The organism is Kordia sp., assembly GCF_022447245.1.
Classification (GTDB): Bacteria; Bacteroidota; Bacteroidia; order Flavobacteriales; family Flavobacteriaceae; genus Kordia.
This window is the reverse complement of record NZ_JAKVBC010000007.1, coordinates 84184-96620: the sequence shown is the minus strand read 5'-3', so window position 1 is coordinate 96620 and position 12437 is coordinate 84184. Positions and strand designations below refer to the sequence as shown.

The window sequence follows — 12437 nt, the reverse complement described above, 5'->3', positions numbered from 1 at the left end:
CGGCTTTTCTTGAGGTTATAAGATAACTTCCTATTAATTATTTTTTAATAAATTTCTTGCTAGCAGTTATCTGTCCTGATTCTGATTCGAATTTAGCGTAGTACATTCCAGGTGCTAATCTTTCAACTCCTATTTTATACTCTCCTCCGAATTGACTTACTAATGTAGACATTACTCTGTATCCTCTATCATTGTAAATTTCAACACTTACATTTCCTGAGAATTCTTCAGCATTGATTGCGATTTCTCTAACCGTTGGGTTTGGATATAATCTTAATCTTTCTGACACATCTTGTGGAGCTTCACTAATTGTATCTGAATTAAGAACTAGAATACTTTCATTATTAATTCTTGATGTAGAGTTTGTATTTTCATACTTAACTCCGAAGTCAATGTTAAATAAGTCAGAAACCATTACTGTCCTGTAGATTCCGTCAGGACTTGCTGTTCCTGAATCTGGATCGTATGTATTTCTGTAAGTTTCAAAAATTGTATCTTCTGGAAGTACTACTACGATGAATACTTCTCCTGGAGGAATATCATCTACAAGGTAGTTAGGATCCAAGAATCCGAATCCTCCGTTTGATGTTTGTGTAAATGCTACTAATGCATCTAAGTTAGGATCAAAGTTTCCATCTCCATCAGTATCAGAATAGATTTCAACTGGTAAACCATCTAGAGACTCTTCTCCTGGATCAGCAATACCATTTTCGTTTTGATCGTTGAATACAACTCCTGTTACTTGGTACAATGTATTTGCAATTCTAATACCAAAGTCAATATCAACAGCATCCGTATTGATACTAGAGATTGCTCTGTTAGTTGGTGTAGTAAACGTTCCATCAGCTGGTAACGTTGGTACTACTAACACATTTCTTAGGTTTACGTTAGAGAATTGGTATCCTCCAGTTGCAGAAGTAGTGATTGTACTTAATGATCTATCACCAGCATCTAGAGCACCATCAGCGTTCACATCTTCGAAAAGAGTTACTCCAATTCCAACTAATCTTGGCTCATTTGCATCTTTAACTTGGTCAGAGTTTTGATCATCCCAAACAACTCCTGAAATGTTGTATAAAATTACTATTGTTCTCTGGATACCAAAGTCAACAGTTGTTGAAACTCCTCCAGTTAATACTACATTTACTGGTGTAGTAGAAGTGTATGTGAAATCTGCCGTATTCGATGGTACTACTAATTGAACAATTACGTTTGTTGCAGTAATTCCTGTGAATTGGTAGTTTCCACTTCTGTCAGAAGCTGTTGTTGAGATAAGTGGCTCACCTCTATCAATTCTTCCGTTTCCGTTTACATCTTCGTATAAGTTAACTGTTACACCTCTTAATCCTGCTTCAGTTGATGCATTAGTTCCGTCTCCGTTTTCATCATTGAATACGTTTCCTGAAACTGTGCACGAAGTAGCTACTTTATTAATTCCAAAGTCTTGATCAGTTACATCCGTGTCAACTGAGCTAATATCTAATCTTGCATCAGTAGTTAATGTATAAATATAATCAGCAGTGTTTTGTGGAATTGTTACAGCAACTACTGTATTTTGTTCAGTAACGTTAAGGAATGAATATGTTCCATCTGCTGCAGTTGTTGTTGTTTCAAGAACTGTATCACCATTACCTAATCTTCCGTCAGCATCATCATCAATGTATAATGTTAATGTAATGTTTTCTAATCTTCCTGTTTCACTTGCATCAAGAATTGCATTTTCATTATCATCATCGTATACAGTTCCGAAGATGTTGTAGTTTACAACAACAGCACTGTTAATACCAAAGTCTTGGTTGTTAACATCATTAATTGTTTCGCTAATTGCTAACGTTCTAGAAGTTGTTAATGTATATGTAACTGTTGCAGTATTTGTTGGTACTGTTACTACTACTAATGTATTTCTCACTGATACGTTAGAGAAGCTATATGTTCCGTCGTTAGCAGAAGTAGTTGTAGTAATAACTGTATCAGCTCCACCTAATCTACCGTTTCCATCATTATCAGCATATAATTCAATTGTAACATTTTCTACAGAACCTTCTCCAGCATCTATAGCGCTGTTTTCATTATTATCATCAAATACAGTTCCTGAGATATTGTAATTGATAACTTCTTCTCTGTTAATTCCAAAATCAACATCATTCACATCAGCTATTGTAGAACTAGTGTTCACAGAAGAAGATGTTGTTAATGCATGTACAAGTGCAGTTGAATTAGAAGGTACAGTTACTGCAACTACTGTTCTTTCTACTGTTACATTTGAGAAGCTATATGTTCCGTCGTTAGCAGAAGTTGTAGTTGAGATTACTGTATCAGCAGCTCCAACTCTTCCGTTTCCATCATTGTCAGCGTATAATGTTAGAGTAACATTTTCTAATGCACGCTCACCAGCATCAATAGCACTGTTTGCGTTGTCATCATCAAATACATTTCCTGTAATGTTGTAGTCAATAATTTGAACTTTATTGATTCCAAAGTCTTGATCAGTTACATCATTGATTGTAGAGCTTACTGCTAACTTCACTGCTGTTGTAGCTGTGTATGTAAACTCTGCAGTGTTTGCAGGTACTTCAACTCCTACTAGTGTGAACTGAGTAGTTACGTTAGTAAAGCTATATGTTCCATCTGCTGCAGTAGTTCCAATTTCTAAAAGTCCGTCACCAGCAGTTAATGTTCCACTTTCATCGTTGTCAGAGTATAATTTAACAGTGATTGCATCTAGTCCTGCTTCTGTATCATTTACTCCGTTAGCATTATCGTCATCATATACAGTTCCTGAGATATTGTAATCGATAACTTGTACTTCGTTAATTCCGAAGTTTACGTTTTCAACATTAACATTTGTTGAGCTAGTGTTTACTTCTCCTGCTGTTGTCAATGTGTATGTGAATTCTGCAGTGTTTCCTGGTACTGTTACAGCTACTACTGTATTTTGCACTGTCACTCCTGCAAAGCTATATTTCCCGTCTGCTGCAGTTGTTGCTGTTGCGATTACTGATTCTCCAGCATCAACAGCTCCGTTTGCATTGCTATCGTTATATAAAGTTACTGTGATAGACTCTAAGTTGTCTTCTCCAGCGTCTTGTGCTCCACTTTCGTCGTTATCATCATATACATTTCCTGAGATTACATAGTTGATAACTTGCTCTTTGTTAACTCCAAAGTCAACTCCTGTTACATCTGTATTGATTGCATCAATAGCTTGTGTTCCTGCAGTTGTTAATGTATAAGTAAAGTCTCCAGTATTTGTTGGTACTGTTACTGCTACAATTGTGTTTTGAACACATACATGTACGAAGCTATATGAACCATCTGCACCAGAAGTAGTTGTAGCAATTACTGTATCGTTAGCATCTAATACACCGTCAGCATTTGTGTCGTTATATAATGTTAGAGTAACATTTTCCAATCCAGCTTCTCCGTTATCAAAGATAGCATCTGCGTTATCGTCATCATATACAGTTCCGAAAACATCGTAGTTTACTGGGATTAATGCTTCATTAATTCCAAACTTCACTGTTACATCATTCGTAGAACCTGTTACTGCTACAGTTTCTGGAGTTGTTGATGTATATGTTGTTGTATTTGTATTGTTAGGGACACTTACAACTACTAATGTCTCAGCTACTTCAACATTGTTAAATGTGTAAGATCCGTTTGAACCTGTAACTTGAGAATCAATTACTGTATCTCCTGAGTCTAATACATTATCATTATTGTTATCAGCGTATAATGTTACTGTAATACCAGAAGTTTTTGTTTCTCCTTGACCTCCGTTAAAGTTTCCGTTTTCATTATTATCATCAAATACGAAACCTTTAATTTTATATGATACAGGTGGAGTTAAGTTAATGTAGTCAGATGCATCCGTAATTTGACCAACATCTTGTGGCTCTAAACCAGAAATCTCAATTAATGAACCTAATTGAATGTTGTTATAGGTTCTTAAACTAGATGGTGCTGTATACTTTTGTACGTAACTTTTTGTTTGATAAACATTATAAGGACAACCGTAGTAGTAATACGTAGTGTATGTTCTCTTGTTCTTCAATAATTGAAGGTGACTGTTCTTATCTTTTGCCATCTGTGCATATACATCTTCATTGTTAGCCCAGTCGTATCTGTTGCTATTGAAGTTATATGCTTGTACTTGGTAAGAAGTAGCAGCGTACATTTGACCGTTATCTCCAACTACGATATCTCCAAGTTCTCCTTTGTAAAGGAAGCTAGAATACCACCAGTTATCATATACAGGTGTTCCATGAGCAACAGAAGTTGTTTGTCCAGAAATATCAGATAATCCATTGAAAGAGATTTCTAATAAATACATTTTGTTATTGTACGAGCTGTGGTAGTAATTGTAAGAGTAAGTTTGTGCTTGGTATGAAGTTCTGCTTGCTCTTTGCTGTAATTCTTCATCCGGATTTTGAGCTTCAGTCTCTGCATCTGGTAATTCTTCCTCAGCAATGTAATCGTTTACATTATCATTAGCTTGGTTTGCTTCCTCTGCTTCGATAACAACAAAGTCTTCTGGAGATTCTCCATTTCCTTCTCTTCCTCCGTTATCAGTTTCAGTAGCCGCATAAGTTCTAGTAGTTATTCCTCTACTATCTCTCCTAGCAAGAGCTGAAGTATCTAATCCTGTTGAGCCTGTTCCTGCTCCTCTTGGATTATCATCTAACTCATCTTTAGGATTAGAGTTATTACTAACTCTTCTTCCATCTCTGTAGTAGTAGCAACGTACAGGATATTCCATTGCGAAATATAACTTCCCATTATAAAAAGTTGCTCCACCAGAAGCTAGACCTCTAGAAGAATGCGCGTGGCCAGTACTTGTAAAAAAGTGTCTTACTGATCCAAAGTTTTTGTGTGTATTTGAATACACATTGTAACCATAAATTGTCCAGTTATATCTAGAAATGTGGTTAGAAACGTAAAAAAGCCATCCCGTAGTGTTGTCACTAGCGATAGAGTTAATTTCGTTTACATAAGGTGATGTTGCCAACAACGTAGCGTGGTACGTGTTCATGTCGAGCGAGTAAATTCTTTTTCCTGTGGAAATGATGATAAGATTACCATCTGCTGTGGTCATCATTTCATTCTCGACAACATTTTCGCTGGTAGGCATCGAATTAGCGAAAACGTTCGTTAGTCCTAATAAGGCAGTTAGGACCAAAAGAGTAATTTTAGTCTTCATTGATTTGCTGTTTAGTTAACTATTATATGTACCAGAGTACACAAATAGATTTTAGTTTAAAATAAGTTTGGAGTGAGCGGCTTAATTCTCGAACACAAAAATATTTGGAATAATTCTAAAATGCTGATAACCGGTTTTCTTTTAGATAAAACGTCATTAAAATCGGGAAAAAGCATTTTTTGTAAGTTTTAAACTACTTTTTTGTAGGTAATTACTTTACCAATATTACGGTTTATTTATTTATTTTGGATAAATGTTGAAGAGAAAACTAACAATCATTAGTAAAAGCAGTAATATATCGCTGATCCTTTTGTTTTCAATATTTTCTAGCAGATTTGCCATAAATATAGCCAATGGAAATAACAGTAAAAGTTCAGTATTATGAGTGATATTTTTAGCAAATAACACATAGGTAATACCTATAAAAAACAGCATTTTACTAAGTAAAAATGATATTTTTTTTTGAGAAGAATACGTTTTGTATTTTAAAAAAAATATTACAAAATTTATGCTAAAAAGCAATGTTATTACTAAATGTAGTGCAATTCTTCTGTAATTTTTGATGGAATAGTCGATTTTTAAATCAAACTGAAATAATGGGTTTGTAAAAATGTCTTGTTGTGTAAGATATAGGTATACTATATATAGACTAAAAACAACTGTTGAACCAACGATAGGAACCAACCAATTTTTATAATCGTTGGACACATAGGCTAAAATTCCAACATATATAAGGATAAAGTATACTACAATCCACGAATCAAATAATACAGCTGTACTTACAAATAAAGATGCGTCAAATATTTTTTGTTTTACACTTCGTAAAGACCCTAAAGTAATAATGCGCCTAAATGCAAATAGTAGCAATAAGTAAATGCATACAATCTTTATATTTTCAAAAATTGAAGGAAATAAACCTATAAAAATTGTTGCAATTAATAGCGCAAAATCGTTTTGCTGAGTTAAATCGTTCTTTTTTACAATGAAATTCATCACAAATAAAGAAAATAACAGCAATAATAGCACTGGGACTTCCAATGACAACAATTCAGAAACAAGCATCTTATCACCTGAAAATAAGTGCATTACAAAGTACACAAGAAGAATTCCTATGCATAGAATAAAATTTATTGGTTTTGATTTCCCAAAAACGCTTGTTATCATTTTAGGTTTTTATATTTTTGTAGTGTAAATATAATACGATTTATCGATGAAAAGTTTTTTTGAAGGAATAGCTTACCTATTTGAGGAAATATTATTTATCCCTTTTAACGCAATGCGTGAAATGGAATTAAGTAATTGGACATTAGCCAATGGTATTAACTGGATTTTTATGTTAATATGTGCTGCTGCAATTTATTATTGGGTAATGCAGTTAAAGAAATTCGACGCTAATAACGAAGAAAACAAAGATTCTACGGCCCATTCTTATCTATAAGTCAAAGCCTATATCTTTTCTATAATACATCTTATCAAAATGTAACTTGTGTATGTTTTGATAAGATTTTTTTATAGCCTCTTTATAAGTAGCTGCATACGACGTTATAGCAATTACTCTTCCGCCATTTGTAACTACTTTTTCTCCTTCTATTTTGGTTCCTGCGTGAAATACGATAGAATCTTCAATGCTTTCTACTCCTGTAATTTCTTTTCCTTTTTCATAAGCTTCTGGATATCCACCAGATACAACCATAATCGTTGTTGCTGCCTCTTCCTTAATTTGTAAATCAATGATATCTAACGATTGTGTTCCTACAGCTTCTAATACATCAACCAAATCATTTTCCAAACGTGGAATAACGACTTCCGTTTCCGGATCGCCCATTCGCACATTGTATTCTATCACAAACGGATCGTTTCCAACTTTAATTAAACCAATAAAGACAAAGCCTTTGTATGGTAAGTTATCTTTTTGAAAACCTGCTACAGTTGGTTTTATGATGCGTGTTTCAATTTTTTCCATGAATTCTGCATCTGCAAACGGAACTGGTGATACTGCACCCATTCCTCCTGTATTTAATCCTGTATCACCTTCGCCAATACGCTTGTAATCTTTTGCCGTAGGTAAGGTAACATAGTTTTTCCCATCCGTAATGACAAAACAACTTAACTCAATTCCATCTAAGAATTCTTCAATTACTACTTTGGTACTTGCATCGCCAAATTTAGCATCTACCAACATTTCACGTAATGAATCTTGAGCTTCTTGTAAATCATTAATGATTAAAACTCCTTTTCCTGCTGCTAAACCATCTGCTTTTAAAACATACGGTGGTTTTAGTGTTGTTAAAAATTCGCAACCAGCTTCTACGGTATCTTTTGTAAAACTTTCATAAGCCGCCGTTGGAATGTTGTGACGCATCATGAATTTTTTAGCAAATTCTTTACTTCCTTCTAATTCGGCTGCTTCTTTTTGTGGACCAATTACGTGAATTCCTTTCAATGCCTCGTCATTTAAAAAGTAATCGTGAATTCCACGCACTAATGGATCTTCTGGTCCTACTACAACCATATCAATGTTGTTTTCGATTGAAAATTTTCCAATCGCATCAAAATCATTCACGTTCATCGCTACATTTTCTGCAATAGCAGCCGTTCCCGCATTTCCTGGTGCTACAAATAATTTAGTAACGCGTGGACTTTGTGCAAGTTTCCATGTAAATGTGTGTTCTCTTCCTCCTGATCCTAAAACAAGAATGTTCATAGTTGTGTTGTTTGTTGTGGTTTTATAAAGAAATGTTCTATTAAAAATCGAATTAAATATAGAATCGATTTGAAAGCCCCAAATTTAAGCGCCTTTCTGTAAATAGTATAATTGTATTTTAATAAATTTAGTTTATTGGACGAAATTGAATTTTCTCGTATTCGATATCTGGCTAATGGCTCTTCTAAGCTATATGCAAAACCTACTTTTTTGATCAACGTAAGCCATAATGCCCAATCTTGACGTTTGCGAATGTTTGGCATATATACTTTGCCTAATTTCTCCGCATCGTATATTCCTGTAAGGTTTCCGACATAGTTACTTTTAACCATTTTAGAGAAATCTACTTTTGGCAAGGCTTTGATCATTTTGCCAAGCGAATTTCCTTGCTCATCCATGAGTTCGTAGCTAGAAAAACTAACAGCAATGTCTTTTTCTTGCATGAAAGCGATTTGTTTTGTGAGCTTTTCTGGCTTCCACAAATCATCTGCGTCCAAAAATGCGATATAACTTCCAGAAGCGTTTTTTATGGCAGTATTTCGTGCGATAGCAGCTCCGGAGTTGGTTTTTAATGTGTGTACTTTGATACGATTGTCTAATGCTGCATACGTATTCAGCACTTCCACAGTTGTATCTGAAGATGCATCATCTACTAGGATCATTTCCCAATTTGCATAGTTTTGGGCTCGAACAGAATCAATGGTTTCCGAAATAAAGGCTTCGGCATTGTAAGTTGGCGTAATAACAGAAACTAAAGGTTTTCGCATGATTAGTATGCCTTTTTTTCTCCTTTGAAGATGTTGGCAATGGTTTCAAAGATAATTTTTATATCTAAGATCAACGACCAGTTTTCTATATAAAAAATATCGTATTTAATACGATTGATAATATCTTCATCATTTTTTATTTCTCCTCGATATCCTTTTACTTGCGCTAATCCAGAAATTCCAGGTTTTACACTGTGGCGGAATACAAAGTTGTATTTGTCTATTTTTTTAGCATATTCTTTCGTGTACGGAATCATGTGTGGTCTTGGACCTATAACAGACATGTCGCCTTTGAGCACATTTAAAAACTGAGGTAACTCGTCTATACTCGTCTTTCTGATAAAACGTCCTACCTTAGTTACACGCGAATCTTGTTCGGTTACGTGTTCGTATTTGTTATCATTGTTATGTGCCAGCGATCGGAATTTATAACAGGTGAACTCCTTGTAATTAAGCCCGTTACGAATGTGCTTATAAAAAACTGGACCTTTAGACTCTAACTTTATCAAGATTGCCATGAGTGGAATGAGCCACGAAAGCACACAAATAATAATGATCAATGAAAATACAATGTCAAATGCACGTTTGATAAATCGGTTGATATTGTTGTTGAGTGAAACTTCTTGTAACGATAATACAGGCAAATAGTTATAATAATCTGTTTTTAATCGTTTCGTGAACAACTTTTTTGTGTTTGGAATAAACTTAATGTTGATCATGTTTAAGCTTGCATACTTTACATAATCATTTACATGTTTTTCAGAAACCTCATCAATGGCACAGTAAATTTCGTCGATTCCTTTTTCTTTTTCTATATACTCAAAGCTATCTTCAATAGTTCCGTTAATACTATCGCTTTTTTTATCACTAAAAACACCTAAGAGTTTGTATCCTAAATCTTTGTTGTTTCTAAATAAACGTTCTAATTCTTGCGCACCAGCACTAAAACCAATGATGATAACTCTACGAATGTTTCCATCCAATACCGAGCGATATTTTTTTAATCCATAATACCCAATTATTTTACCCAAACCAATAATTCCGAAACTCAGCATTAAGTATTCAAATGTTACAAATGCTTGTACATTGATACTTCTAAAAATTCCGATAAACGCATACATAATGAGCGTATACGCCAATAATTGTTTGATTAGTAAAGATAAAATATGTGGCACCGACGTAAATCGATATACATTATAGAATTTTAAAAAGAAAGCAGACAACGGCCAGAAAATGATCGTGTAAATGATAAATAATAAGTGTTTATTATTCCAAAAACTCGATTCAAAAAAGTATAAATCTTGCTCGTTGAAGCTAAAAAAGAAGAAGACAAGAATATTTATGACGCACAAGTCAAACAATATAAAAAATGGTCGCAGTAGCCATGAATATCTTCCTTTTACATGCATCGGCTACATTCTTGTATAGGTTGAAAAATCTTTGTGTTCTTTTTTGAACAATTCGCTTTCTGGCAGTGATTTAAAGTATTCGTAGGTACGTCGCATTCCTTCGCTACGATCTACTTTTGGTTCCCAACCTAGAATTTCTTTTGCTTTGCGAATGTCTGGTTTTCGCTGTAGCGGATCGTCCACAGGCAATTCTTTGTAAATTACCTTTTGTGTTGTTCCTGTAAGTTTTATGATTTCTTCGGCAAACTCTCCAATGGTGATTTCGTGCGGATTTCCAATATTAATTGGCTCAACATAATCACTCATTAACAACCTAAAAATTCCTTCTACTTGATCGGTAATGTAACAGAACGAACGTGTTTGAGTTCCATCACCAAAAACTGTTAAATCTTCTCCGCGCAATGCTTGTCCAATAAATGCTGGAATTACACGTCCATCATTTAGCCGCATTCTTGGTCCGTAGGTATTAAAAATACGAACAATACGTGTTTCCAATCCGTGAAAACGATGGTATGCCATAGTAATGGATTCTTGGAAACGCTTAGCTTCGTCATATACACCACGAGGCCCAATCGTATTTACATTCCCATAGTATTCTTCGTGTTGCGGATGCACTAAAGGATCGCCATACACTTCGGAAGTTGACGCAATGAGAATACGTGCTTTTTTCTCTTTTGCCAATCCTAATAAATTGTGGGTTCCTAACGAACCTACTTTTAAGGTTTGAATCGGAATTTTAAGATAGTCTATTGGACTTGCTGGTGAAGCAAAATGCAAAATATAATCAAGTTTACCAGGTACATGCACAAATTTTGTTACATCGTGATGGTAAAACTGAAATTCTTTCAGGTGAAATAAATGTTCTATGTTACGAATGTCTCCTGTAATGAGATTGTCCATTCCAATAACGTGATAGCCCTCATTAATAAAGCGATCACATAAGTGTGAACCTAAAAATCCCGCGGCTCCGGTGATTAGAATTCGTTGCATAGTATTGGTTGATTTTGATATTATAAAACTTCTTTACGTCCAATAGAAAAATAAGTAAATCCTTCTCTTTCCATTTCCGCTACGTCGTATAAATTTCTACCGTCAAAAATGATCGGTTGGTTTAGGTTATCTCTTAGTTTTTGGAAATTTGGTGTTCTGAATATACTCCATTCCGTACAGATGATTAACGCATCCGTGTTTTCAATAGCACCATACATGCTATCTGCATACTCTAGTTTGTCACCTAATTTTCTTTTGACATTATCCATGGCTTCAGGATCAAACGCTTTTAGTTTTGCTCCTCTAGCTAATAATTCGTCAATAATGTATAAAGATGGAGCTTCGCGAATATCGTCTGTTTCTGGTTTAAATGCCAATCCCCACAAAGCAATCGTTTTTCGAGATAAATCCTCACATAGGTGACTGCCTACTTTTGGAATTAACGCTGTTTTTTGCTTGTTATTTACGTTGATTACCGCATCTAATATTTGGAAATTGTACGCATTGTCTTTTCCTGATTTGTGCAAAGCTTTTACATCTTTTGGAAAACACGATCCTCCATATCCAATTCCTGGAAATAAGAAACGTTTTCCAATACGCGAATCCGTTCCCATTCCGATACGTACTTTGTCTACGTCTGCACCTACTTTTTCACAGAAGTTGGCAATCTCGTTCATGAAGGTAATTTTAGCCGCTAAAAACGAATTAGAAGCATATTTTGTTAACTCCGCAGATTTTTCATCCATGATGAGTATTGGATTCCCTGAACGAACAAATGGTTTGTATAAACGCTCCATTAATTTGGTAGCTTTCTCTGAGCTTGAACCAATAACAATACGCTCTGGTTTCATGAAATCATCTACAGCAAATCCTTCACGTAAAAATTCTGGATTTGATACTACATCAAAGTCAACGGTAGCATTTTGAGCAACTACAGCAGTTACTTTCTCTGCAGTTCCAACTGGTACGGTACTTTTATCTACAATGACTTTATAATCAGTCATGAGTTTACCAATATTTTCGGCTACCCCTAATACATATGATAAATCAGCAGAACCATCTTCATCTTCTGGTGTTGGCAATGCTAAGAATATAATTTGTCCATGTGTGAGTCCTTCTTCAAGTGAAGTGGTAAATTTTAAACGACCTGCGTTTATGTTTCTTTCAAAAAGTATATCTAAATGAGGCTCATAAATAGGAACCTCTCCGTTTTGCATTCGTTCTACTTTGTTTTTGTCAATATCAACACAAAGTACATCATTTCCTGTTTCAGCCAGACACGTTCCTGTGACTAGTCCCACATATCCTGTTCCTACAACAGTTATTTTCATCTATTTATTTTTAGCGCTTTTCTTATTTATAATTGG

General features: G+C 34.8%; 9 protein-coding genes. 2 read left to right on the top strand and 7 right to left on the bottom strand.

Annotation, left to right across the window (positions count from 1 at the left end; genetic code table 11):
- Positions 1–37: 37 nt before the first annotated feature.
- Complete coding sequence (locus tag MK119_RS06760; RefSeq protein ID WP_290672111.1) at positions 38–5200, bottom strand: SdrD B-like domain-containing protein; 5163 nt, start codon at positions 5198–5200, stop codon at positions 38–40.
- A gap of 240 nt (positions 5201–5440) precedes the next feature.
- Positions 5441–6262 carry a DUF6427 family protein gene (locus MK119_RS24230; protein ID WP_366512779.1) on the bottom strand — a complete coding sequence of 274 codons (822 nt, stop codon included), beginning with the start codon at positions 6260–6262 and terminating at the stop codon, positions 5441–5443.
- On the opposite strand from MK119_RS24230, the gene MK119_RS06755 reads away from it, so the two are divergent.
- Both MK119_RS06755 and MK119_RS06750 read left to right on the top strand, forming a co-directional pair.
- Positions 6183–6392 (top strand): hypothetical protein, encoded by a 210-nt coding sequence (locus MK119_RS06755; protein ID WP_290672109.1) that lies wholly within the window; start codon positions 6183–6185, stop codon positions 6390–6392. The two genes, MK119_RS24230 and MK119_RS06755, sit on opposite strands and share 80 nt — an antisense overlap.
- A gap of 18 nt (positions 6393–6410) precedes the next feature.
- Complete coding sequence (locus MK119_RS06750) at positions 6411–6638, top strand: uracil phosphoribosyltransferase (RefSeq protein ID WP_290672107.1); 228 nt, start codon at positions 6411–6413, stop codon at positions 6636–6638.
- Here the strand turns inward: MK119_RS06750 and purD are convergent.
- The 5 genes from purD to MK119_RS06725 are packed head-to-tail and all read right to left on the bottom strand — an operon-like array spanning position 6633 to position 12401.
- Entirely contained in the window at positions 6633–7904 is a 1272-nt protein-coding gene (purD, locus tag MK119_RS06745) for a phosphoribosylamine--glycine ligase (protein WP_290672105.1), read from the bottom strand. The genes MK119_RS06750 and purD overlap by 6 nt on opposite strands.
- Positions 7901–8671 (bottom strand): glycosyltransferase family 2 protein, encoded by a 771-nt coding sequence (locus MK119_RS06740; RefSeq protein ID WP_290672103.1) that lies wholly within the window; start codon positions 8669–8671, stop codon positions 7901–7903. Before MK119_RS06740 ends, purD begins: the two co-directional genes overlap by 4 nt.
- Before the next feature lie 2 nt (positions 8672–8673).
- Entirely contained in the window at positions 8674–10080 is a 1407-nt protein-coding gene (locus MK119_RS06735; protein WP_290672101.1) for an exopolysaccharide biosynthesis polyprenyl glycosylphosphotransferase, read from the bottom strand.
- A 3-nt stretch (positions 10081–10083) separates the two neighbouring features.
- The gene (locus tag MK119_RS06730) at positions 10084–11070 is read right to left on the bottom strand and encodes a UDP-glucuronic acid decarboxylase family protein (RefSeq protein WP_290672099.1); all 987 of its coding nucleotides are present in this window, start codon (positions 11068–11070) and stop codon (positions 10084–10086) included.
- A gap of 20 nt (positions 11071–11090) precedes the next feature.
- Entirely contained in the window at positions 11091–12401 is a 1311-nt protein-coding gene (locus MK119_RS06725) for a UDP-glucose/GDP-mannose dehydrogenase family protein (RefSeq protein WP_290672098.1), read from the bottom strand.
- Between the last annotated feature and the right edge of the window lie 36 nt (positions 12402–12437).

Coding starts and splice junctions, on each gene's coding strand:
- MK119_RS06755 (WP_290672109.1), top strand. CDS start 6,183: ATGAAATTCATCACAAATAAAGAAAATAACAGCAATAATAGCACTGGG.
- MK119_RS06730 (WP_290672099.1), bottom strand. CDS start 11,070: ATGCAACGAATTCTAATCACCGGAGCCGCGGGATTTTTAGGTTCACAC.
- MK119_RS06735 (WP_290672101.1), bottom strand. CDS start 10,080: ATGCATGTAAAAGGAAGATATTCATGGCTACTGCGACCATTTTTTATA.
- MK119_RS06750 (WP_290672107.1), top strand. CDS start 6,411: ATGAAAAGTTTTTTTGAAGGAATAGCTTACCTATTTGAGGAAATATTA.
- purD (WP_290672105.1), bottom strand. CDS start 7,904: ATGAACATTCTTGTTTTAGGATCAGGAGGAAGAGAACACACATTTACA.
- MK119_RS06725 (WP_290672098.1), bottom strand. CDS start 12,401: ATGAAAATAACTGTTGTAGGAACAGGATATGTGGGACTAGTCACAGGA.
- MK119_RS06760 (WP_290672111.1), bottom strand. CDS start 5,200: ATGAAGACTAAAATTACTCTTTTGGTCCTAACTGCCTTATTAGGACTA.
- MK119_RS24230 (WP_366512779.1), bottom strand. CDS start 6,262: ATGCTTGTTTCTGAATTGTTGTCATTGGAAGTCCCAGTGCTATTATTG.
- MK119_RS06740 (WP_290672103.1), bottom strand. CDS start 8,671: ATGCGAAAACCTTTAGTTTCTGTTATTACGCCAACTTACAATGCCGAA.